Annotated in this window: 16 protein-coding genes; 3 read left to right on the forward strand and 13 right to left on the reverse strand. The window is 59.0% G+C overall.

What is annotated here, in order from left to right:
• Positions 1 to 111: 111 nt before the first annotated feature.
• The 8 genes from GFR01_RS03680 to GFR01_RS03715 all read right to left on the reverse strand — a co-directional run bounded on the left by GFR01_RS03680 (position 112) and on the right by GFR01_RS03715 (position 11,188).
• Positions 112 to 4,635 (reverse strand): coiled-coil domain-containing protein, encoded by a 4,524-nt coding sequence (locus GFR01_RS03680; protein WP_099181293.1) that lies wholly within the window; start codon positions 4,633 to 4,635, stop codon positions 112 to 114.
• A 28-nt stretch (positions 4,636 to 4,663) separates the two neighbouring features.
• The gene (locus GFR01_RS03685; protein ID WP_061931762.1) at positions 4,664 to 5,302 is read right to left on the reverse strand and encodes a thioredoxin domain-containing protein; all 639 of its coding nucleotides are present in this window, start codon (positions 5,300 to 5,302) and stop codon (positions 4,664 to 4,666) included.
• Positions 5,303 to 5,932 (reverse strand): thioredoxin domain-containing protein, encoded by a 630-nt coding sequence (locus GFR01_RS03690; protein WP_099181294.1) that lies wholly within the window; start codon positions 5,930 to 5,932, stop codon positions 5,303 to 5,305.
• Between the two features lie 58 nt (positions 5,933 to 5,990).
• Positions 5,991 to 6,929 (reverse strand): hemolysin family protein, encoded by a 939-nt coding sequence (locus GFR01_RS03695; protein WP_016737752.1) that lies wholly within the window; start codon positions 6,927 to 6,929, stop codon positions 5,991 to 5,993.
• A complete protein-coding gene (gene ybeY / locus GFR01_RS03700; RefSeq protein ID WP_099181295.1) occupies positions 6,926 to 7,414 on the reverse strand; it encodes an rRNA maturation RNase YbeY in 489 nt (162 codons plus the stop codon). Before ybeY ends, GFR01_RS03695 begins: the two co-directional genes overlap by 4 nt.
• Positions 7,383 to 8,573, reverse strand: a complete 1,191-nt coding sequence (locus GFR01_RS03705) for a PhoH family protein (protein ID WP_099181296.1) — start codon at positions 8,571 to 8,573, stop codon at positions 7,383 to 7,385. Before GFR01_RS03705 ends, ybeY begins: the two co-directional genes overlap by 32 nt.
• Complete coding sequence (gene miaB, locus GFR01_RS03710) at positions 8,567 to 9,991, reverse strand: tRNA (N6-isopentenyl adenosine(37)-C2)-methylthiotransferase MiaB (protein ID WP_174694650.1); 1,425 nt, start codon at positions 9,989 to 9,991, stop codon at positions 8,567 to 8,569. Before miaB ends, GFR01_RS03705 begins: the two co-directional genes overlap by 7 nt.
• Before the next feature lie 240 nt (positions 9,992 to 10,231).
• Positions 10,232 to 11,188 carry a lysophospholipid acyltransferase family protein gene (locus tag GFR01_RS03715; RefSeq protein ID WP_099181298.1) on the reverse strand — a complete coding sequence of 319 codons (957 nt, stop codon included), beginning with the start codon at positions 11,186 to 11,188 and terminating at the stop codon, positions 10,232 to 10,234.
• 215 nt (positions 11,189 to 11,403) lie between these two features.
• On the opposite strand from GFR01_RS03715, the gene GFR01_RS03720 reads away from it, so the two are divergent.
• Both GFR01_RS03720 and GFR01_RS03725 read left to right on the forward strand, forming a co-directional pair.
• The gene (locus GFR01_RS03720; protein WP_099181299.1) at positions 11,404 to 13,503 is read left to right on the forward strand and encodes an autotransporter assembly complex protein TamA; all 2,100 of its coding nucleotides are present in this window, start codon (positions 11,404 to 11,406) and stop codon (positions 13,501 to 13,503) included.
• Positions 13,503 to 17,642, forward strand: a complete 4,140-nt coding sequence (locus GFR01_RS03725; protein ID WP_099181300.1) for a translocation/assembly module TamB domain-containing protein — start codon at positions 13,503 to 13,505, stop codon at positions 17,640 to 17,642. The genes GFR01_RS03720 and GFR01_RS03725 overlap by 1 nt, the downstream gene beginning before the upstream one ends.
• A 6-nt stretch (positions 17,643 to 17,648) precedes the next feature.
• Here GFR01_RS03725 and GFR01_RS03730 read toward each other — a convergent pair whose 3' ends face one another.
• The 5 genes from GFR01_RS03730 to GFR01_RS03750 form a co-directional block, all read right to left on the reverse strand.
• Positions 17,649 to 19,232, reverse strand: coding sequence for a tetratricopeptide repeat protein (locus GFR01_RS03730; protein ID WP_099181301.1), 1,584 nt, complete (start codon positions 19,230 to 19,232; stop codon positions 17,649 to 17,651).
• Between the two features lie 10 nt (positions 19,233 to 19,242).
• Positions 19,243 to 19,623 (reverse strand): response regulator, encoded by a 381-nt coding sequence (locus tag GFR01_RS03735; protein WP_063902965.1) that lies wholly within the window; start codon positions 19,621 to 19,623, stop codon positions 19,243 to 19,245.
• Positions 19,624 to 19,629: 6 nt separating this feature from the next.
• Positions 19,630 to 20,430 carry an SDR family NAD(P)-dependent oxidoreductase gene (locus tag GFR01_RS03740; protein WP_063902964.1) on the reverse strand — a complete coding sequence of 267 codons (801 nt, stop codon included), beginning with the start codon at positions 20,428 to 20,430 and terminating at the stop codon, positions 19,630 to 19,632.
• A gap of 157 nt (positions 20,431 to 20,587) precedes the next feature.
• On the reverse strand, positions 20,588 to 21,175 hold the full coding sequence (locus GFR01_RS03745; RefSeq protein ID WP_063902963.1) for a CarD family transcriptional regulator: 588 nt from the start codon (positions 21,173 to 21,175) through the stop codon (positions 20,588 to 20,590).
• Between the two features lie 54 nt (positions 21,176 to 21,229).
• On the reverse strand, positions 21,230 to 22,105 hold the full coding sequence (locus GFR01_RS03750; RefSeq protein WP_063902962.1) for a bestrophin family protein: 876 nt from the start codon (positions 22,103 to 22,105) through the stop codon (positions 21,230 to 21,232).
• Positions 22,106 to 22,341: 236 nt separating this feature from the next.
• Here GFR01_RS03750 and GFR01_RS03755 point away from each other — a divergent pair, with 236 nt between their 5' ends.
• Complete coding sequence (locus tag GFR01_RS03755) at positions 22,342 to 23,457, forward strand: S-(hydroxymethyl)glutathione dehydrogenase/class III alcohol dehydrogenase (RefSeq protein WP_099181302.1); 1,116 nt, start codon at positions 22,342 to 22,344, stop codon at positions 23,455 to 23,457.
• Positions 23,458 to 23,459: the final 2 nt, after the last annotated feature.

Raw genomic sequence — 23,459 nt, forward strand, 5'->3', positions numbered from 1 at the left:
TCGGGGCGGGGAGAGGTGGTTCGACGAAAATGGGTTCGATCTTTCAAGGCGTTTTGTCTATCAAAAGGCTTCAACGCCTTAACGTCAATTTTCGATTGAAGAAAAAAGACGTTAGCCTTCAACCAGGGCAGCGGCGTGCCCCAGATCAACCGACAAAACCCGGCTTACACCACGTTCCTGCATTGTGACACCATAGAGCCTGTCCATATGGGCCATGGTGAGCTGATGATGGGTCACGACAAGGAAGCGCGTGCCGGCTTCTTTGGTCATATCGGCCAGAAGAGAGCAGAAGCGCTCCACATTGGCATCATCCAGCGGTGCGTCTACCTCATCGAGCACGCAGATCGGCGCAGGGTTACAGCGGAACGTCGCAAAAATGAGGGAAAGTGCCGTCAGGGCCTGCTCACCGCCAGAGAGGAGGGAAAGGGTGGAAAGCTTTTTCCCTGGCGGCTGGGCAAAGATTTCCAGACCGGCTTCTAGTGGATCATCACTGCCGACCATACCCAGATGCGCGCGCCCCCCTCCGAACATCCGTGAGAACAACGACTGAAAATGCCGGTCCACTTCAGTGAAGACGGCCAGAAGCCTCTCGCGCCCTTCACGGTTGATAGTTCCAATACCGCCGCGTAGCCGATTGATGGCCGCCGTCAGTTCTTCATGCTCACGGGCGATGGTCTCGGCAGTCTGCTTTGCGTCCTGATATTCCGTCTCGGCGCGTAAATTGACGGCTCCCAGATCATCCCGCTCCCGGGTGAGGCGGGAGAGCCTACGGCGAGTGGACGTTTCAGCCTGCTCGGACAGATCAGACGGATAAACGCCCCCTTCTGGCGGGTCGCTTTCCGTCAACAGACGCTCACGCGCTGCCACGGCCTGTTCGGCGCGTTCGGTCAGCCGGGCAATGGCTTCACGAGCCGAAGACAGAGCCAGATCAGCCTCCCGACGACGCTCCTGCGCAGCCTGACCAGCCTGATCGGTGGCTTCGTCCTTTGCGCGGGCTTCATCATAGGCTGTCTGGGCCTTCTCAAGATCCAGATCCTGCTGCTTCAGGGCGGCTTCGAGGCGAACCGGAATATGGGCCGCCTTGTTCCAGGCGTTCTCCAGTGTGTTCCGGCGTTCTTCCAGTTCCGCATGGGATTGAACGGCCAGAGAAATCTGTCCCTCAAGGTCGGATAGCCGTCCTCTGAGCGCCGCGATGCTTCCGTTCAGGCGCATATCTTCCAGCGCAAGGTGAGACAGAGTCTCCCGGATCGCCTGAAGTGTCTTCCGTGTTTCTTCCAGTTCCGCAGTGCCTTTCAGCACGTTTTGTTCCAGAAGCGCCGGGTCCGGACGTTCTGCAATGGCGGCTTGCTGTGCCTGATGGTCCTTAGTTAGCTTCTCGACGAGCGCCTTAAGCTCTGCCGCACGTGGAGCAAGCGCCGTGCGCCGGGCGAGGGCTGCCGTGGCAGACTGGTCCAAAGTTTGTAGTTCGGCAGAAAGGCGGTCTGCTTTCTGGCGCAGGTCGCTCGTGGCCTTGCTCGCTGCTTCAAGTTTCTGCCGGGCATCCTGATGCCGCTGACGGGCTACGGCTTCACGGCGCTCAAGATCTGGAAGATCCGGCCGGTCTGTCGCAGTTTTTGTGGCTTCAAGTTCTGTTTGAAGAGCATCAATGTCCCGCTCCAGCCTTTTCAGGGCCTCTTCCAGTTCCTGAAGGCGTGTCTGTGCCGTCTCATGACGTAGAACAGCCTGATCCAAAGTGCGATCAGCCTGTTCGGCTTCTGTCCGGGCTGTCTGGAGATCCCGCGTCAATGCTGTGAGAGCCGTTCGAGCCCCCTCCACGACCTGACCCGCCTGTTCAGCCGTGTCCGTCAGAGCTGACGGAGAAGGATGAGCGTCATAATCCGCCGCTGCTTTCTCAGCATCTGAGCGTGCGCTTTTCGCAGCGGCCTCTGCGTCTGACAAACGACGTTCTGCTTCGTTCCATCGACCTTTTGCCAGCGCAGCCTGCTGTTCGCGTGACGAGAGCTGCGTGCGGGCCTTGCTCAGTTCAGGCTCCAGCCCCGAACGTTCCGACCGAAGACGTTGCAAGGTCTGTTCCGTTTCGACGCGAGTGCGCTGGGCTTCTTGGAATGTGCTCTGTACGGCCGGAAGCCCCTTTTCCTGCTCAGCGAGAAGGGCGCGGGCCTGTGTCAGGCGTTGCCTTTGTTCCAGACGGGTAGCACCGGCATCAGGTGCGTCTCCCGAGCGAATGAAACCGTCCCACCGCCACAGAGCGCCATTCCGGCAGACAAGCGCCTGGCCGGGCTGGAGATGCGTTTGAAGAGCGGCACCTCTACCGGGATCATCCAGCAGGAAAACAGCGTCCAGGCAGCGTTTAACAGCGTCTGGCGCCACAACCAGAGACGAGAGGGGCGGGCAGCAATCAATCCGTGGGCTGTCTAGTGCTGTGAGAGCAAGCCACCGACGGTCGGCTGCGACGGTCGCAGGTGCAAGCGAGGCATCCAGTCCATCCGCCAGTGCCGCAGCGACCGCCCGTGCCAGATCCGCAGGAATATCCAGTCTGTCTTCCAGAGGGTCTGGCTGCGCGGCGACGGCTGCGAGTGTCTGTTCCAGCCCTTCACATTCCGAACGAAGGCGCAGGATCGTGCTTTCTGTGCGGGTCAGAGCCTCACGAGTAGCGCTCTCCGCTTCGGACGCGGAAGAGAGAGCTTTTTCGGCTTCGGAAAGAGCACGCTGAAGGGCATCCAGTCTCTCTTCCAGATCTGTGACGGCTGCTCGAAGGACGGCTACGTCAGTGTCCGGTACGAGAGTTTTTGCGGCGGTATCCCGCTCTCGAAGAGCCGTTTCTGCACGCTGGGCTGCCTGATTGGCGGCGTGCTGTGCGCTTTCTTTCGCACGCAGAAGACCCTTATGGCGCTGAACGCCTTCCTCAGCCTTCGCGCGCGCTTCAAGCCACGCCGTATTGGCCTCATCCAGAGCCTGTCGCGCTGCGCGTTCCCGAGCGGAAATATCTTCCAATGCCTGCAGGGTCTTTTCCCGCTGAGCCTGAAGCTCGGCGCGTCGCTCGTCCGTCAAAAGAGCGGTGGCCGTCTGGGTATGGGCCGCCCGGTCCTGAGCCAGACGAGCAGTCGCGGCCTGAAGGCGACGCTTCAGATCTGCTTCGGTCTTTTCCAGAACCGCCAGCCGTTGCCGTCCGTCTTCGAGTGTGCGGCCCTGCAATTCCATTGCCAGACGCGCATCCTGAAGCGTGGCGAGAGCAGCAGCTTCGATCTGTCTGGCGTCCTCAGCCTCACTGATGGCGACGTCAACCTGTTGGCGCAGGCTCTCCAGAGCATCATCGTCAGGTCGGTCTTTCTCCAGCGAAGTCAGTTCTGCTTCAAGTGCCTGAAGAGCACCTGTTTCAGCATCAAGTCGCGTTGTCAGAGCATCAAGAGCGCTTTTCAGCCCATCGCGACGGATCGCTTCTGCGTCCCGCAGACGGACTGCTTCTTCCAGAGATGCTGCCTGCGTTCGCTCAAGTGCTGCGAGCTGGTTCTGCTCTTCGGTGGCTTGAGCGCGCTGTTCAGGAAGCTGGGCGTGTTCCTTTTCCTGCGCTTCCAGATCAGCAAGAGCGGCCGTCTGGGCCGCTCGATCCTGCGAGAGCCGTTCCGTGCTTCGGGCAAAATCTGCTTCGGCCTGCTGGAAGCGCGCCAGTGCTTCGGCCTCTGCTTCTCTTGCACGCGTGACATCGACCCGTGCCGTCTCGGACTGCACTTTCAGGCGCTCTAAAGCACTGCGGAGGCGGTCTGTTTCTTCTCGGGCCTGTGGCGTGGCCTTGCGGGCTTCGAACTCCGCAATGGTCGCGTGCTCGGCTTCCTGCTCGGCTTTGCGGAGGGCCTCGCGGGCTTTGGCCAGATCATCTTTGCTGCGCTGTACGGCAAGATTGGCGCGGGCATGGAGAAGCGCATGAAGCTGAACCTCGGCTTCACGTAGTTTCTCGGAAAGCTCACGATATTTCCGAGCCTGAACGGTCTGCTCTTCGAGACTGCCAAGGCGTTCTTCAATCTGAAGGCGAAGGTCTTCCGCACGGGAGAGGTTGGTTTCGGTCTGACGGAGTTTCAGTTCCGCATCATGGCGGCGAGCATGAAGGCCCGTGATGCCAGCAGCCTCTTCCAGCAGAAGGCGGCGCTCTTCCGGCTTGGCCGCGATAAGCTGGCCGACACGGTTCTGGCTGACGATGGCGGAACTACGCGCACCGGACGCCAGATCGGCAAAAAGCGTCTGCACGTCACGCGCACGCATGACGCGGCCGTTGATGCGATATTCGCTGCCGGAGCCACGCTCGGCACGACGCGTGATTTCTAGGTCTTCAGCATCCTGAAACGGAGCCGGTGCGAGACCTTTTGCTCCAGTCAGATGAAGCGTGACCTGAGCAATGTTCCGGGCAGAGCGTGCGCCTGTTCCGGCAAAGATCAGATCGTCCAGCTCGCCACCCCGAAGGGCGCGGGCAGAGGTTTCCCCCATAGCCCAGCGCAGGCCTTCAACGACATTGGATTTGCCGCAGCCGTTCGGGCCAATAATGCCCGTCAGGCCTGGAAGGATGTCAACGCGCACCTCATCGGCGAAGCTTTTGAAGCCGCCGATCGTCAGGCGGCTGATCGTCGTGGTGTGGGTTGACATCGGTATTTATGAAACGCCCTGAAAGAGATCAGGACGCCTTTGCGACCAGATCGGCAAACTTCTCGTAGGTTTCCGGATCCTGATCGTAATGCGTGTTGTTAAAGCGGAAATACGGCGTACCCTGAATGCTGTAAGTGTCCGCATCCTTCTGCACCTGATTGAACATGGCCTGCATGAACGCCGTGTCTTCGCTGATGCTCTTGAACTGGGCAGCGGAGACACCAGCAAGAGCTGACATCTGTTGAAGACGTTGCATCGGGTCGCCACCCGAAGCGAAGGCCCACTGCATCTGGCTGGAGAGCAGCGCACCAATGAAAGGTACGTAACGGTCTTCCGGCAGTGAACGGGCTACCATGGCGGCCGTCAGGCCGACGCGGTCCCCGCAGAAATCATGGAACTGATAGCGGATCTTGCCGGTATCAATCAGCTGTTCCTTGATCTTCGGGAATTCTTCCGTTCCGAAATGGGCACAATGCGTGCAGGTCAGGGAAAACCACTCCTGCACCAGCACCTTGGCGTTCGGATTGCCGATGATACGCGGTCCCATGCGCGGGTCATTGGCCGGCAGCGCCGGCGGTGCATCTGCAGCGCGGGCTGCCGTACCGGCCACGGCAAGAGCCGGGGCTGCGGAGAGAATGAAGCGGCGGGAAATCATAGGGCGGGTCATTCAGGAAGCCTTTGCAACTGCTTTGGCGAACGCATCATAGCTGGAAACGACATCCGGGGCCGGAGCGTCATTGATGCGGAAATAAGGGGTACCCTGGATCTGAAGGAAAGCACCATCGCGGTCCTGCCGGTTCACAATGGCCTCGCGTAGGGCATTATCAGCGTTGATCTTGTCGAACTCAGTCGCTGAAATGCCCGCCATGGCGGCGCGCTTCTTCAGTTCCTGCATGGGATCGATGTTCTGGGCGAAAGCCCATTGATCCTGAGTGCGAAGCAGATCATCCACGAATGGCGCGTAGCGGTCCGCAGGCAGAGAGCGCGCCACCATCGCGGCCAGAAGTGCAATCTGATCCAACGGGAAATCATGATAGCGATACCGGATCTTGCCGGTATCAATCAGGTTTGCCTTCACCTGTGGGAAGACCGTTTGTGCAAAATGCGCACAATGAGAGCAGGTGAGGGAGAACCATTCATCAACCTGCACCTTGGCATCCGGCGATCCGAGGACGCGTGCTCCCATGCGGGCATCTCCCGGAGGAAGCCCGGTGTCTTCCGCGCGGGCAGAAGACAGGGAGGTCACTGCCGCAAGGGCAGGGCCGGCAATCAGGAACGCGCGGCGGCCAAGGGTCATCGACAGGTCTCCATTACGGACAGGGTGCCTTACTCAGAACGATGAACTGGCGCAGCCGTCAAGACCCGCGCTCGTCATCCTGCTGTCCCGTATCGGGAAGGGGCTTCTTTTCCCATCCTTCCGGAACCCGCATGCGCAGGGCACGGATGTGGCGCGCATCCGCATCCAGAACGCGGAATTCCAATCCACTTTCATGCGTCAGGACTTCATCCTTGGCCGGGACATGCTCTGCCAGACGGAATACGAGGCCACCAACCGTCTCGATTTCCGCTTCCCGTTCGGCATCCGTCAGAACGGAGCCAAGCCGTTCTTCGAGGTGGCGGACAGGCAGACGGGCATCAATATCGAAAGATCCGTCCGCACGTTCGACCCACGGTGTTGTGACCGGATCATCATGCTCGTCTGAAATATCGCCCACAATTGTTTCGATCAGATCTTCGATCGTCACGAGGCCATCAATGCTGCCGTATTCGTCAATGACGAGCGCCATGTGCATCCGGCGCTGACGCATCTGTAGAAGCAGATCCAGAACCGGGATGGTTGGCGCAATCATCAGGGGCTGACGCAGGAGCGGGCGGATGTCGAACGCCTCGGGATCATCCACATAAGCCACCAGATCCTTCACATGGATCATGCCCGCAATATCGTCGAGCTGCCCGCGATAGACCGGCATTCGGGAATGGTTTTCCCGGCGCATGTGATCCAGAGCATCGTTGAAAGAGATGTTCTCCGGCATGGCGATGATGTCTGCGCGCGGGATCATGACGTCATCCGCCGTGATGTCCCGCAGGCGCAGCACGTTCATGATGAGGGCGCGTTCCTGCCGATCGAGTTCGGGCTCGTCACCCGTTTCCTCAAAAGGCTGGGCCGCCTCATGAACGAGCGTGGCAATGGATTCGCGGAGGCCCTGATCGCGACCACGGCGGCCAAACAGTCCGAACAGGCCCCGGGAATTCTTCCTACCGTCGTCTGAACGGTCAGTAATGTCTTCGCTCATGCCCGTCTTCCTGCCTGTCGCCACGGATCGCCAAAGCCAAGCTGACGCATCGTGCGGGTTTCCACGCCTTCCATGTCCCGGGCTTCGCCGGGCTGATAATGATCGTATCCTGCCAGATGCAGGGCACCATGAACCACAAGATGTGACAGATGGGCACGCATGCTGCGATGGGCAGCATGCGCTTCCTTCCGGACGGTCTCGTATCCCAGGATGATGTCTCCGCCATGGACGGGGGACACCGGCTCGAATGTCAGAACATTCGTGGGCTTGTTCTTGTTGCGGAAGCGGGCGTTAAGCCGCTTTACGATCCGGTCCGTCGAAAGAAGAATCGATGGAGCGGGAGACCGGCTGAAATCCGGGCCACCCTGACGGGCGACGGCGGTGAGCGCACGACGGATCGCGCGCTCCGTATCAGGAACCGAGGAGCGCCATCTGGCGTCCTCGATAATGATGTCAGTACCGGCGTGACGACTTGGAGGTTCCATTGTTTTCCCGGCGCGGCCGATCCCTGAAACTGTCCAGAGGGGCAGGCGCTTTCTGTTCATAGGCATCGACGATACGGGCGACCAGTGGATGGCGCACCACATCGACGGACGTAAAACGTGTAATGCCGATTCCCTTGATGCCTTCGAGGGTCTCGACGGCTTCCTTTAGCCCAGATGATACCCCGTTGGGCAGATCAATCTGGCTCAGGTCGCCTGTAACAGCCATGCGTGTGCCTTCACCCATGCGGGTCAGGAACATCTTCATCTGGGCTGGGGTCGTATTCTGGGCTTCATCGAGAATGACGAAAGAGTGGGCAAGGGTTCTGCCACGCATGAAGGCCAGTGGCGCAACTTCAATCTCGCCCGTGCCCATCCGGCGCACGACCTGGTCGCCCGGCATCATGTCATTCAGGGCATCATAGAGCGGGCGAAGATAAGGATCGATCTTTTCCCGCATGTCGCCGGGCAGGAATCCCAGACGCTCGCCCGCTTCTACTGCCGGCCGGGAGAGAATGATGCGATCAACCTGTCCGGCCAGCAGCATTGCGACGCCTTGCGCGACCGCCAGATAAGTCTTGCCTGTTCCGGCCGGACCAATCCCAAAGACCAGATCAGTGCGGGCCAGCATTTCCATATACGCCGCCTGGCCGTGAGACCGTGGTGCGATCACACCCCGCTTGGTGCGAATGGCGGGCAGGTCCGTAAAGGGGGCAGATGAAGGAGGGGCCTGCTGCGGGGAACGGGCATCGCTCCGCTGGTGGTGGTCCCGGCGTGCATTCTGTTTCTGGGAGTGCTGCTGCGGGGGCGGAGGGACGGCAGCGCGCTGACGTTCCTGATGACGCGTGGGAAGCGCCGTAAGGCGGATCACCCCGTCAACCTGCGAACTGTCGATGGTGCCACCCTGTTCAAGCTGATTGTAAAGCGCGACGATGGCGGCCTGCGCCCGGCCTACGGCGTCCGTCTCGCCCGAGATGGCGATCTTGTTGCCGCGGCACGAGAGCCGGACATCAAACCCGTCTTCAAGCCGGGCGAGATGCCGGTCGTGGTCTCCCAGAAGTCTCTGGAGAAGAATGTTGTCATTGAAGCGCAATGCGACGGTGCGATTGCCTTCGGTGCCACCAGTGGTGGCGACGGAGCGCGTCGGGGGTGTTGTCAGCAAGCGGAGGCTGTCTCCCGGATGAGGGTTCCACCAAGTGAGTTGGTCATGCGAGTTGTGATGGCAACCTTGGCGATGGTGCCAATCAAATGTTCCGGCCCTTCAAAATGAACGGGCTGGAGATACGGAGACCGACCAGAAAGCTGACCCGGCTTGCGGCCTTTCCCCGTAATGAGAATATCCTGAACCGTCCCGACCATATCGGCATTGAACGCATCCTGCTGCTCACGCAGGAGCGCCTGAAGCTCGGCGAGGCGACGGTCCTTCACATCCTCGGCCACCTGAAAAGGCTGGCCAGCGGCGGGGGTGCCGGGACGTGGGGAATATTTGAAGCTGTAAGCCATGGCGAAGCCGATATCGCGCACGAGCTGCATCGTGGCTTCGAAGTCCTCATCCGTTTCACCCGGATGACCGACGATGAAGTCGGAAGACAGGGCCAGATCCGGCCGCGCTTCCCGCAGACGACGAACGCTCTCGCGGTACTCGTCTGCGGTATGTCCACGGTTCATGGCCTTCAGGATACGGTCCGAACCACTCTGAACTGGCAGATGCAGGAATGGCATCAGGGCGCGGTTATCGCGGTGAGCGTCGATCAGGGTCTGATCCACGTCACGCGGGTGAGACGTCATGTAACGGATACGATCCAGACCTGGCAGACGGGCCAGTTCTTCGGCCAGTTCCGCCAGTGTGGCACTTCCACCCTGCCCATTATCGCCATGATAGGCGTTGACGTTCTGACCCAGGAGCGTGATTTCCTTTACGCCAGCTGCCACCATGCGCCGTGCTTCGGCCATGACGGACGCTACCGAGCGGCTGCTTTCGGCGCCGCGCGTGTAAGGCACGACACAGAAGGAGCAGAACTTGTCGCAGCCTTCCTGAATGGTCAGAAACGCCGTGAGATTTCCGGCGGACTGCGGGGCAGCCTCATTGGGAAGGAAGTCGAATTTCTGCTCGGCCGGGAAATCCGTCTCGATGACCGCACCGCCAGCGCGCGCTGCACGGGCGACCATCTCTGGCAGGCGATGATAGGTCTGCGGGCCAAGCACAAGATCAACATAGGGTGCCCGGCGCAGGATTTCCTCGCCTTCGGCCTGCGCAACACATCCGGCAACGGCAATGATGCTGCGATCCTGCCCGTTCTCCATCCGCTCATCACGGATCTTGCGAAGGCGCCCCAGTTCGGAAAAAACCTTTTCCGTCGCGCGTTCGCGGATGTGGCAGGTGTTGAGGATCACCATGTCCGCTTCTTCGGGGGTTTCAACCGGCCCGTAGCCAAGCGGACGCAGGACATCGGCCATGCGGGCGCTGTCATAGACGTTCATCTGGCAGCCCCAGGTAATGACATGCAGCCCATGACGAGTACGGTCAGTGGGGGCACGATCAGCAGGAGCAGGCGTGGAGGCAGAAGTCTCGGGGGTCACGGTCTCGATCCGGGGTTGGCAAAAACAGGCACACACATCGGGGCAGGAGACCGAGCGGTCAAGCCTGTCCGGACGCGGGAGAGGTCAAACATGGTGTCATATCGGCATGTCAGACTGGCCTGAAGCGGCATCATCATCTCCGGACGGCCGCAAAAGTGCTCCCGTCATTAACGATGAAAGTGACGCCGCGGCCCCGGGCAAGTCAAGACAAACCTTGTGAAGTGTAGAAGAATAGCGCGCTTAGTCCTGTGCGTCTGGCACAAGCCCCTGCCGAAGCAGGGCAGCGCCGTCACGCACGGCATTGAATGTCGCGTTGGCCAGTTCCTTGCGGGATTTGAAATCTTCCGGATTCAGTGGAGGATGCAGGAGAATGGTCGCCCGCATCGAGCGCCACTGGCCGAATGACCAAATATGAGGCGTCAGATCCATGTCGCCATACCATGAGAAGACGGATCTGCGGCTGCGTCCAACAGGAAGACCTTCCAGTCGGTCATAAACAATGGAGACGGGCTGGATAAGGACTGGTGGCGGCTTGGGCATTCCTGCCTGTTCGAGACGGCCGGGCTTTGCGACAGCAAAGAAGGATGACAGGAACGGCAGGACGCGGCTGCCATCTGACGATGTTCCTTCCGGGAAGAGGACGATGTCATCCCCGTCCCAGAGGCGATCCGCCATGTCATGAAGTTCCTTACCCGTATTCTGACGATTGCGACTGACAAAGATCGTGCGGCCCAGACGGGAAATGGTTCCGATCAGCGGCCAGGAGCCGACTTCACCCTTGGCGACAAAGACCGTATGCAGCACGCCGCCAACGGCGACGATGTCCAGCCAGGAACAGTGGTTGGCCACATAAACGATTGGACGTTCCCCTCGCTGAACATCCTTGGCTGAGCGAATTCCGCCAGCACTCTCTCCGACCACACGAAGTTGAAGCCCCAGAATACGGGCGATCATACCCCAGAAAATGCGGGGGAGGCGAATTTTCGCTGATCCCGGCAAGTGGATGAAGACATACTGGAAGCTCGACAACCAGAAAGCCCACATCAGAACCATGACCAGTCTGCCTGCGCAGCTCAGACGGCTGAAGGCTGATGACTGGGTTGTTGCCTGAACAGCCGGAAAATTGACACTTTCGTCAATGATCGGTCGGTTATGGCTTCGGCGGCTGGAAGGTCCAGGGACATCACGATGGGACATGGGTGCTGAGTGATAAGGATTTCGGAGAGGCTAGACAATCTTGTTTGTCTCACAGGCGTATTTACCGATGGTGACAAAGGGTGTTCCACGGTGGACTTGACGTGCAGGTTCAGGATACAGCCTGAAGGGTACGCGGCTGCTGTTTGCGGATCCGCTCCAAAGGTTCGATCCTTCCCGGTTCGATTACCCCTCAAAACGGATTTTCAGGACCTCCGGTGAAGCCAGGCAGTCGCTCGTCAGTCGTTTCTCTTTCTCTCGCTCTTGGGGCAATGGCACCATGCTGTCATGTCCATAAAGCGTGGGCAGATGCGCCCTCCAGTGGTGAGGCGGCGGAAAAAACCGTTCCGTATTCTGTTACCATCCAACCAACCAAGAATGCAGAGGTTGATGCCGCTATTCAGGCATCGTCCCAGCTTCAGACGCTGAAGACGACGCATGCTGTCGGGCCTTATGCCCTGGCAGGACGTATCCGTGCAGATTACGACCGTGTGGACACCGCATTGCAGTCACAGGGCTATTATGCGGGCACGGTTACAATTCGTATCAAGGTCGGAAGCCAGGATCTGGACGGACGGGATCCGGCTCTGCCAGACGCTCTGGAGGCGCTCCCTAAGGACGGCAAGGTCAGCATCACGGTATCAGCTACCATGGGGCCGCTGTTTCATCTTGGCAGGATCACCCTAACCACTCCGCCACCAACGGCGGCTCAACCGTCTGATGCCGTCGCAAAGGCACCCTCTCCACAGGGCAGTGCAGCTCCCACGACCAGCAAGGCGCAGACAGCGGACAAGATGGGCGTCCCCGAAACGACCGGGGGGACTGCTACTCAGGGCGAGCCTGTTGAACTGACTGCGGACGAACTGAAAGCGTTCAAGCTCAAATCCGGCCAACCAGCCGTTGCTTCGGATGTGCTTGCGGCACAGGGCAATCTGCTCACGCAGTTGCAGGAAGAAGGGTATGCCGTAGCGGACGTGTCTACGCCGCTTGCCTATCTTCAGCCTCATGACAACACGCTGGACGTGGTTTTCCGGGTCGGAAAAGGTCCGAAGGTTGTTATTGGTCCGGTCGGGATGGATGGTTTGCAGCGCGTGCACCAGTCGTTCCTCCGTCGTCGCCTGACAATTAAGGAAGGCGAGCTGTATCAGCCGTCCAAGATCGAGGCTGCCCGGCAGGATCTGGCCTCCGTAGGCGTCTTCTCTTCAGTTCAGGTTCACAATGCGCCGCCGATCGTAACGCTCGGACCGGGTAAGACGCTCGTGCCCGGCGTCTTTCAGGCCATGCCTGTTGATTTCGATTTCAAAGAAGCCAAAAGACGCACCGTCGCGGTTCAGGCCGGGTACTCGACCGATCTGGGTGGGCGCGCTGGTGTGACCTGGACGCATCATAATCTTCTGGGGAATGCCGAGCAGCTCAAGCTGACAGCTCTGCTCACAGGCCTTGGCGGTTCAGCCCAGCAGGGCTTGGGCTACGATGTCTATGCCGATTTCAGTAAGCCGGACTTCCTGCATAAGAACCAGAACCTCAGCCTGCGTGTGGAAGCGGTGCGGCAGCTTCTCTACTCCTATCATCAGACGGCCTTCATTCTTCGCGGAGGCATTGGCCGTCGTCTGGGTAAGTTCTGGTATGTGTCTGGCGGCCTGATGGGGATGCAGGAGCAGATCCAGCAGTTTGGCGATACGCGAAGTTATTTCATCGTGTCCGCACCACTCAGCGCGACCTATGACAGCACCCAGCTTTCAAACCCGATCGACCCTGCGACTCACGGCATCCGTGCCTCCCTGTCTGCGTCCCCGTCGGTGTCACTGGAAAACGCAACATCCTTCTTCACGCTGCTGTCTGCGCAGGTCTCCACATACTTTGACCTCGCCCGGATCGGTCTGACCAAACCCGGCAAGAGCGTCATTGCCGTGCGTGGCACTATTGGGTCGGTTCAGGGGGCATCCACCTACCAGATCCCACCGGATCAGCGGCTTTATGCAGGTGGACCCGCGACGGTTCGTGGCTTCCGGTATCAAGGGGTGGGGCCACAATACGGCAACACGAAATATGCCATTGGCGGCACGTCCCTGGATGCGGGAACGGTCGAATTCCGCCAGCGACTGCCAATGAATCTGGGGGTGGCTGCCTTCGTGGATGCCGGTCAGGTTGGGACCGGCTCCCGTCCGGGGCAGGGAACGCTCCGTGTCGGATATGGCGCGGGCGTTCGTTACTTCACGCCGATCGGCCCTATCCGTGTTGACGTTGCTCTCCCAATGAACCGCCCTGCTTATGGCGACAAATGGGAACTCTATATTGGTCTTGGGGAGACTTTCTGATGCGCGCCCGCAGGATCATTCTCTGGATCGTTGGTCTCGTTGTCGCCGTACCAGTCGGACTGGTTGTTCTGGCGCTCTTGGTTGTGCTCATCGGCATCAATATTGGGCCAGGGCAGCGGCTGATCGAAAGCAAAGTCGGCCCATTGACGGGTGGTATGGTGCAGATCGCCGGGCTGTCGGGTGCGCTTCCACAGCATCTGACGCTGGCTGAACTGAAGGTGAAGGACAGCAAAGGCGTCTGGCTGGAGCTGGATCATTTTGAGCTCCGCTGGTCTCCGCTCTCCCTTCTGCTCATGGATGCGCACGTCAAGGTTCTGAGTGCCAGCCGTCTGGCGCTGCTCCGCAGCCCCGTTTCGGACACGACGCAGACGACAACCGAGACACAGACGAAGTCCAGCCCATCGAAGCTCAACATCAAGGTGGATCTGGATGCCCTGAATGTCGGCCGTATCGAAATCGGACCTGACTTTACGGGCAAGCCCACGGTCTTCACACTGAACGGTCACGCGCACATCGCGTCAATCGCGCCATTCCTGAATGGCGTGACAATGCAGTCGCTTCCGAAAATGGATATTGCGCTGCAACTGAACCGTCTGGATGCACCGGGTGGCCTGACGCTGGCGGCCCAGACTCCCAAAGACCGTATTGCTTTGGCGCTCACTTATAAGGAAGGCGTCAACGGGTTCGCGACCACGCTTGGGCAACTGCCGCAACTTGATCCTGTAGACACGCATCTGAACCTGTCCGGACCGCGCACCGCTGCCGCTCTTGATTTCGGACTGAGCGCCGGGCCGATTACGGCGTCTTCGACCGGGCAGATCAACCTCTACACCAATGCTGCAACCCTGCACGTCAAGGCCAATGCGCCTGCCATGACCCTGAAACCGGGAATTGGCTGGAATGCGATTGCCCTGAACACCGATCTGCACGGGCCGCTGAAGGCCCCCGCAGGACAGGGTCTTCTGGACATTGACGCTTTGACCGCTGGTGGTGCTTCCATCGGGCATCTGCACGCGACTTTTGACGGGAACGAAACGCCCAAATCAGAAGATACGGTTGCTCATCTTCAGGCCGCTCTGACCGGGCTGCGTGTGCCCGGACCTCAGCCCACCATATTGGCGTCCGCCCCGTTGACGCTGGATGTGACGGCGCATCCGCTCGCAGCGACCATGCCGGTGGTGGCGACAGTCAGTCACCCGCTGATCCAGATGGCCGCAAACACGACGCTCAAGCCAGCAGCATCCGGTCACGTCACGCTGACATTGCCGGATCTGCACCCGCTTGCTGCCATGGGTAGCACGGACCTGAGCGGAAACGCTGCACTGGCGGCTGATTTCGCCATGCCGGTGACGGATCATGATGACCTGACGCTCCAAAGCACGGGCACGATTTCTATCACCGGAGGTCAGCCGCAGGCTTTGCATCTGATCGGCAAGGACGGTCATCTGGCCCTGCAGCTCAGCAAGTCCCCGGCCAATGTCCTGACCGTGAAGAATTTCGGGCTGGATGGTCAGGCGCTCCATGTCTTGGTGTCAGCCATTGTGGATATGGCGCATGGAAACCGGATGCAGACGAAGGCAACGGTTGCGCTGCCGGATCTGAAACAGGTCAATCCGACGCTTCTCGGCAATACGACCCTGACGGCCACGGCGGATGGACCGACCGATGATCTGGCTGTCAAAGCCGGTCTGGAAGGTGAGTTCGGGACAAAGGATGTTGCGAAGGGGCCAGTAGCACTGGATGCGGATTTCCAGCATCTGCCCTCACATCCTCAGGGCACGCTGACGGCTCACGGAACGCTGGATCACGCGCCGCTGGTGCTGGATAGCGCCGTGCAGAAAACGGATGATGGCGCATTCCATGTTGATCTGAACAAGCTGAGCTGGAACAGCCTCACCGGGCACGGCAAACTCCGCCTGCCCAATGGCGCGAAGGTGCCTCTGGGTGATCTGGATCTCAGCGTCAAAAACCTTGCGGATTTCCAGCGTCTGATCGGTCAGGCCATCAAGGGACATCTGGCTCTTTCCATTCATACGACCGAGCCACAAGGCGCACCGCCGCAGGTCAAACTCGGACTTGATGGTGCGTTGGCCATGGCTCAGGCGAGCGTGCAGTCCCTGACTCTAAAGGGTCTGATTTCCAATCCGATTGATGACCCAACTCCGGATCTGACGCTCGATCTCGCAGGCGTTCGCTCGCAGGATATCACGGGTAAGGCGCGGGCCACGGTCAAAGGGCCGCAGTCTGCGATGGCCTTGACGCTGAATGGTGCTTTCCAGAATGTCATGGGTGCACCGGCCAATGTCGATACGGCTGTTCTGCTGAACCTGCCGAAGAAAACCGTCCGCATTGATCGTCTGACGGCCATGGCGAAAGACGAATATATTCGTCTGGGTGGGCCCGCCAATGTATCCTTCGGTGATATCATGGGCGTGGATCATCTGCGCGCGACATTGGCACCGAAGGGTGTGGCGCCTGCAACGATTGATGTTGCAGGCTCGATCAAGCCACGCCTTGCGTTGACTGCGACGGTGGACCGTCTGACGCCTGCGATTGCCAAGCCTTTCGCCCCGGATCTGGCAGCAAGCGGCACCATTTCCGCGAAGGCCAATCTGGGCGGAACACTGGATGCACCGACCGGAACCGTGTCTCTGAATGCGCATGGTCTGAAAATGCAGACAGGCCCGGCAGCATCGCTGCCAGCGGCAGAAATTCTGGCAAATATCGGCCTGGCCGGGAAAACAGCAAAGGTGGATGCGACCCTTGCTGCTGGTCCGAAAGTGGCTCTGGCCGTTCGTGGAACGGCGCCTACGTCGAAGGATGGTGCGATCGCTTTGAACACGACGGGCCATGTGGATCTGTCTGTGGCCAACGGTGTTCTGGGCGCCAGCGGCATGGCGACGAAGGGTCAGATCGGGATCAATCTGAATGTCACCGGAAACGCAACCCAGCCTCGGGCAACCGGGCAGGTTGACCTGCGCAATGTCTCTTTCGATCATTATGCACAGGGCGTCCGTCTGACGGATATCAACGGTGCGATTGTGGCCTCAGGTGACACTCTGACGCTTCAGAACGTTCTGGCTCACGCAGGGCAGGGAACGATTGGTCTGACGGGAACAGTCGGTGTGTTCCGGCCGGGGCTGCCGGTGGATATCAAAGTCATTTCCAACAAGGCGCGACCGATTTCCAGTGATCTGGTAACAGCCACGATCAACACGGATCTCCATATTCACGGACAGGCCACGACCCGCGTCGATGTGGATGGAAAGATCGTTCTTCCAAGCGTGACGGTAAACATCCCCAACTCCATGCCGGCTTCTGTGGCGCAGCTTGATGTGGTTCGTCCTGGCCAGAAGGCACCAGACACGACCAGTGCCCTGATCATTGGTCTGGCGATTGATGTGATTTCGCCGGGCCAGTTTGTGGTGCAGGGACATGGTCTGGATGCAGAAATGCAGGGCAAGCTGCATGTCGGTGGTACCAGCAGTGCACCATCAGTGACCGGTGGTTTCGACATGAAGCGCGGTAACTTCAACCTTGCCGGGATCAACCTGAACTTCACGCATGGGCGCGTCGCGTTCAATGGCACAGGCGTGAATCACAAGCTCGATCCGACACTGGATTTCCGCGCGGATCGTAATGCTAAAGGAACACTGGCGAGCCTTCTGGTGACTGGCTATGCCAGTGCCCCCAAGATCGACTTCGCATCAGTGCCGACGCAGCCTCGGGATGAAGTCTTGGCCATTCTACTTTTCGGAACGGACGCCCATTCCCTTTCCACGACTCAACTTGCAGAACTTGCTGCTGCTGTAGCGCAACTTGCTGGAGGTTCGTCATTCGATCCGCTCGGGAAGGTGCGGAATGCGCTTGGGCTTGATCGTCTTGCTGTGGGGGGCGGGAGCGGCGTCGATAATGGCGGGACCAGTGTGGAAGCCGGAAAATACGTCATGAAGGGCGTGTATGTGGGTGCGAAACAGGCCACATCGGGTTCAGGTACGCAGGCACAGGTTCAGATTGATCTGACGAAGCGCCTCAAGCTTAACACGACGGTCGGAACAGGTGGGCAGGTGACAGGCTTCACCACTCCGGAAAACGATCCGGGATCGAGTGTCGGCCTGTCTTACGGGTTCGACTACTAAGCTTGGCTAGCGGGCGCGGACCGCGTCTTCAAGCAGTGACCTGACCCGGGTTACAACGTCCGACCAGTCCCGGAAACGGGTCTGGCGGACGATTTTCATTTTCGGATACCACGGGCTGTCGCCCCGACCATGAAGCCAACGCCAGCAGTTGTTGAACCTGTCCATCATGATGACAGGTTTCCCAAGCCCTCCCGCCAGATGCACCATGGACGTATCCACGGACACGACCAGATCAAGGCAGGACACCAGAGCAGCCGTATCATCCATATCCAGACATTGCGGCATGAAATCTACCAGAGGCCCCGGGAAATCCAGCCTTTGTTGGGCTGGTTCATCCTTCTGGAGAGAGTAGAAACTGATGCCCTTCAGATCAGCGAGTGGCGCAAGGGCTGAGAGAGGCATGGAGCGCTGGCGGTCTACCATCTGCGCGCCAGTGTTCTCCGGCCGTGCGCCACCTGCCCAAACCAGACCAACACGCAGGTTACAATCAGTACGAAGGCTTTTCTTCCACTGGGTGGCTTTAGCCGGCTCGGCGGTCAGGTAGGGAACCGGAGCACCCATGGCATCTGGCGTTGCAGAGAACGCACGGGGAAGACTGATGAATGGGCAATGATAATCGTATTCCGGCGTCTCGCCACCGTGTTGCACGATGGAGACACCTTCAACACGGCCACATAGTCCGGCCAGCGTGGATGTACCCCAGATATGAACGATGGCTCCTGTTCGGGCCAAAGCGGGAATATACCGAAGATACATCAGCGTATCGCCCAGACCTTCTTCCTGCGTCACGAGGACACGCTTTCCCACAAGGTTCAGGGATGGCGTGATATTGGGCAGAAGGCGGCTCTGCGGCAGGTTTGTATGCCCCGGCACTCCGAAGCGCCATTCGTGCTCTGCCCAACCCTGAGCCATACGGCCGCTTTTGAGCATGGCAATGGAATGATTGAGCCTGAGTGCAGCCTCATTTGGCCCAAGAGGAATGGTTTCCCGGTAGATGTTCGCTGCTTCTTCGAGGCGCCCGATATTGTTCAGAATGGCAGCCATGTTGCAGCCCGGGCCCCATTCCCCTGGGGAGCGCTGACGCAGATCATCCAGAATGGCGAGAGCTTCATCGAAGCGTCCCTGCTCGGTCAGATTCATGGCCAGAAGGTTGAGAGTGCCTTTGTCATTCGGGCGCCGTTTCAGACTCTCCCGCAGGCAGACCTCTGCTTCATCGAAGCGGCCCAGGTGCATGAGGATATTTCCCTGGGCATCCAAAAGGCGCGGATCATGAGGGGCTAGCTTGCGGCTTTCTGCAAACAGTAGGAGCAGATCTGCTCTGCGGCGCATGGCCACCGCTTCGTCGACAAGGGCGACGACGGCATGGCCGCCGAATGGTCGGGTAGCCTTTTCAAGCTCTACGGCTGCGTCCTGATACCGGGCAAGCCGAAAGAATGCGCGGCCCCTCGTCAGATGGACCGCATCGCTGTCTGAGAGAGGGGAGAGCAGCGCCAGAGCAGTTTCTGCGTCTCCGGCTCTAAGACTTTGATCCGCTTCGCTCAGACGATGATCAAGAGGGGAAGATAATGCGATGTCGCTGGTACTGCTCATTGTACCTGTCCTAGCCCGAAACCGGCTCTGCCATCTCCTGAAGGGCTTTCAGGATGGCGGCCAGAGAATAGGGTTTGGAAATGAAACGGTCCCTTGCGGGATCCCCGGACGTTTCGTCCCTGCGAAGATCCCCATGGCCACTGATGTAAATGACCGGAAGATCGGGCCAGCGATTGCGTGCCTGATGGCTGAGGCTCATGCCATCGCCATCAGGAAGTGCCATGTCCGCCACAAGGGCGTCCAGGCTAGGCTCTGAAGCGATGCAGGCGATCGCTTCCGCGCAGGTCCCTGCTTCCCTCACAGTTAGTCCGCTGTCCTGCAGAAACTCCACAAGACAGGTACGGATCAGAAAATCATCTTCAATGATGAGAACAGTGAGGGAAGGCGCCATAGGATTTTACGAAGACCAGTTCTTTTCGAAGTCACCATACAACGTCAGGCCACCATCCACATAGAGGGTTTGACCTGTAATGTAGGTGCTGTCTTCTGCTGCAAGAAACGTGACGGCGTCAGCAATTTCACGGCCTTCGCCCGGGCGCTTCATCGGAATGTGATCTGACACATTCTTGTACTGCACGGGATCGTTAATCCAGGACATGTTGATCGGCGTCACGATGGCGCCCGGTGCCACTGCATTCACGCGGATGCCACGGCTTGCATACTCCAGAGCCAGCGTGCGGACGATGTTGCCCACAGCGCCTTTGGAGGCAGAGTAGCCAAGATAATGAGGCTTCGGGATGATCTGGTGAACAGAGGAGTTCACGATGATCGCGCCCTGAATGCCGTTTTCAAGCCAGTACTTGATGGCTTCGCGGCACGGGAGCATCACGCCCGTCACATTGACGGCCATCACGCCTTCAAAGTCTTCGAGCTTGATGTCTTCGGACGGGGACGCAATCTGGTAGCCTGCATTGCAGACCAGAACATCCAGTCCACCCATGGCCTCGATGCTCTCGCGCATCAGGCGGCGGACGTCTTCTTCCTTGGAAATGTCACCCGTGGCGATCGGGTGTTCACCGCCAGAGACCTTCGGAAGCTTCTCGCGGACAGCAATCAGCTTGTCTTCCTTGCGGCCATTCAGTGCGACCTGAGCGCCTTCTTCTGCAAAGCGAAGGGCAGTGGCCTCACCAATACCTTGGGACGCACCCGTAACGAGTACTTTCTTGCCGGCGAAACGATTGCTGTAAGGGGCGGGCATAGGTCCTCACCTCTCCTTGAACGTCAGTGATTTAAAGATGGGGTAGGGCATCCGGGAGCGGCCTTCCGTGTCGCCAACGCGGAAATGGCCTGAAGGATGCTTTTCAAACTGTGATGTTTTCATAATGACATGAAAACATCACAGAATTCTGGAAGGCTCAGGCGGCCTTCATGGTCTTGGTCAGGCTCTCGAGAACCGTTGCGGGGTCCGTGTTTTCGAGAACGGCAACTTCTGCAACGAAGCGCTCCTGTGCCGCTTCGAAAAGCTTACGCTCAGAGAAGCTGCCATCCAGGCTGTCTACGTTGCGACGGAGGTCACGCAGCACTTCCGCAATCTGGATCAGATCACCGGAGTTGATCTTTTCCTGATAGGCGACGGCACGGCGGGCCCACATGCCCTTGCTGACATGTGGCTTGCCCTTGATGACCGTCATCGCCTTGTCCACGATGTCCCGGGTGACGATCTTGCGCAGGCCGGCCTTACGGGCCTTGGCCAGCGGGATACGCAGGGTCATCTGGTTGCCAGGGAACGAGATCTGGATCATCTCGATCATGGTATCGGCCACTTCGACCATACCGATCTTGTCCACCCGGCCTACGCCATGCGCTGCGTAAACGATGGAATCACCCTCGCTGAACGGATCTGAACCGTGCTCGGGATCGGTCTGACGGGCGGTGTTCTTGGCTGCGGCACGAGCCATTTCGTCGGTCATGCCGCCCTTCGGGGGGGTCTTGAAGGTGTTCATAACTCAGGACGATACCAGAAAAACGGTATCCTGTCCTGCACTATCCGACCTGAATTATGCCTGCACGCCGTGCCTGGGCTGGATTGGGGCTGGCGCAGGCTCTCCAATGGGTTGCAGAAGATCGCGCTCGATGGTGCGGGCCATGGTGTGCATCGGGAGTGCGTGCACGCTGGCGATAAACGGTTCCTGCAGGTCACGACCACTGCGGTCCAGCATCTGGAATAGCAGCCCGATCACACTGGACCCAAGAGGCGTGATCCAACCAAGTGTTTGGACTGCCGAAAGGGGTAGAATGATGCAGAAGAGATGCGTTGCCAGTTCAGGAATGACGGAATACTGCACTGGCAGTGGCGTATTGCGGATACGCTCAAGACCACCCTGTGCGTTGGCAATATCCGAAAGAATACGATCCACCGTGCCATGAACGGCACCATCAATGCCTTTGAGTTCCACTTCCTGCTGTACGCCAAGACCGATTTCGTAAAGCAGTGCATTCGCCGTGTTGGAGCAGGCAAAGACCTTGGTGCGGACGTCAGCCGGGAGCAGTCTTTCGACTTCCTCGCCCGTAGAATCCCCACGCAGCGCGGCGCGCAGGACATGCGGATAGGCGGCCATGTATCGTGCAAGATCTGGACGACCGCCCAGCAGGGATGCGGCTTCACGTCCGAAGGATCGGCAGTTGTTCGTGATGGCGCCCCAAAGGGTCCGTCCTTCCCACCAGCGGGCATAGGCGGCGTTGTTTCGCATGCCAAGGAAGATGGCCAGTGCGGAACCCATCAACGAGATGGGAAGAGCAGGCTGGTCCATCCATTCCTGATGGTAGATCTGAAAGAGAATGACGACCACAAGGTCCCAGAGTGCCAGGAGAACAATGGGTGGCAGGGATTCTCTGAAGAGAATAGCCAGGCCGTGTTGGCGATTGACGATCAAGCCGAAGGCTCCTTGCCTGAATGCGGTATGTCCTCTGAAACTAACCGTGAAAAGTATGACCGGCCAACACCAAAAGATTTCCGCAGTTTTGCGCAGTTTTGCCAGTCAAACCGGGACAGAAACTTTTCTCCTCGACAGGTCCGCCTGCAAAGGCCGGAGGAAAGCATAACGCGCCTCTTGCGTCCTGTTTCCCGAATGCGATACCTTGGCAGCACTGTATGCAGGGAGACAGTCAGATGGATGTCATTGCCGCGATTGCGTTTGAAGCAGGCAAGCCGCTTGAAATCGATACCGTTCAGCTTGAAGGGCCCAAAGAAGGCGAGGTTCTGGTCGAAATCAAGGCGACCGGCCTGTGTCATACCGATAAGTACACCCTGTCCGGACAGGACCCGGAAGGCCTGTTCCCCGCCATTCTGGGTCATGAAGGTGCCGGTATCGTCCGGGAAGTCGGACCGGGTGTGAAGCATCTGAAACCGGGTGACCATGTGATCCCGCTTTACACGCCGGAATGTCGGGAATGTCCGTCCTGCCTGTCCCGCAAGACGAATCTTTGTACGTCTATCCGCTCCACGCAGGGCAAGGGCGTGATGCCTGATGGAACCTCGCGCTTCTCCTACAAAGGCCAGTCGATCCATCACTACATGGGCTGTTCAACCTTCGCGAATTTTACGGTTCTGCCTGAAATTTCATTGGCCAAAATTCGCCCGGACGCTCCGTTCGACAAGGTCTGCTACATCGGCTGCGGCGTGACGACCGGCATTGGCGCGGTCATGTTTACGGCGCAGGTCGAGCCGGGTTCGACCGTGGCGGTCTTCGGTCTGGGGGGGATCGGTCTGAACGTCATTCAGGGCGCAAAGATGGTAGGCGCAACACGCATCATCGGCGTGGACGTCAATCCCGGCCGTGAAGCCATGGCACGCCAGTTTGGCATGACGGATTTCGTGAATCCAAAAGATCTCGGGCCGAATGGCGATCTGGTCGGGCATCTCATCGAAATGACCGGTGGTGGCGCAGACTACACGTTCGAATGTGTGGGCAATGTCACGCTCATGCGTCAGGCTCTGGAAAGCGCCCATCGTGGCTGGGGTGTATCCTGCGTTATTGGTGTTGCCGGAGCCGGGCAGGAAATCAGCACGCGTCCGTTTCAGCTCGTGACGGGTCGCCGGTGGATCGGTTCGGCATTTGGTGGAGCGCGGGGTCGCACGGATGTTCCAAAAATCGTGGACTGGTACATGGATGGACGGATCGACATTGATTCCCTCATCACCCACAAACTCAAGCTCTCCGAAATCAATCACGGTTTTGATCTGATGGCGCGTGGCGAGAGCATCCGTAGCGTTGTGGAGTTCTGAGC

The organism is Gluconobacter frateurii (assembly GCF_002723955.1).
GTDB classification, from domain to species: Bacteria; Pseudomonadota; Alphaproteobacteria; order Acetobacterales; family Acetobacteraceae; genus Gluconobacter; species Gluconobacter frateurii.

Excerpts from the sequence above, each read along its gene's own strand:
- ybeY (WP_099181295.1), bottom strand. The coding sequence starts at position 7,414 with ATGGAACCTCCAAGTCGTCACGCCGGTACTGACATCATTATCGAGGAC.
- GFR01_RS03685 (WP_061931762.1), bottom strand. The coding sequence starts at position 5,302 with ATGACCCGCCCTATGATTTCCCGCCGCTTCATTCTCTCCGCAGCCCCG.
- GFR01_RS03745 (WP_063902963.1), bottom strand. The coding sequence starts at position 21,175 with ATGAACACCTTCAAGACCCCCCCGAAGGGCGGCATGACCGACGAAATG.
- GFR01_RS03715 (WP_099181298.1), bottom strand. The coding sequence starts at position 11,188 with ATGTCCCATCGTGATGTCCCTGGACCTTCCAGCCGCCGAAGCCATAAC.
- GFR01_RS03695 (WP_016737752.1), bottom strand. The coding sequence starts at position 6,929 with ATGAGCGAAGACATTACTGACCGTTCAGACGACGGTAGGAAGAATTCC.
- GFR01_RS03740 (WP_063902964.1), bottom strand. The coding sequence starts at position 20,430 with ATGCCCGCCCCTTACAGCAATCGTTTCGCCGGCAAGAAAGTACTCGTT.
- GFR01_RS03730 (WP_099181301.1), bottom strand. The coding sequence starts at position 19,232 with ATGAGCAGTACCAGCGACATCGCATTATCTTCCCCTCTTGATCATCGT.
- GFR01_RS03680 (WP_099181293.1), bottom strand. The coding sequence starts at position 4,635 with ATGTCAACCCACACCACGACGATCAGCCGCCTGACGATCGGCGGCTTC.
- GFR01_RS03725 (WP_099181300.1), top strand. The coding sequence starts at position 13,503 with ATGCGCGCCCGCAGGATCATTCTCTGGATCGTTGGTCTCGTTGTCGCC.
- GFR01_RS03690 (WP_099181294.1), bottom strand. The coding sequence starts at position 5,932 with ATGACCCTTGGCCGCCGCGCGTTCCTGATTGCCGGCCCTGCCCTTGCG.
- GFR01_RS03735 (WP_063902965.1), bottom strand. The coding sequence starts at position 19,623 with ATGGCGCCTTCCCTCACTGTTCTCATCATTGAAGATGATTTTCTGATC.
- GFR01_RS03755 (WP_099181302.1), top strand. The coding sequence starts at position 22,342 with ATGGATGTCATTGCCGCGATTGCGTTTGAAGCAGGCAAGCCGCTTGAA.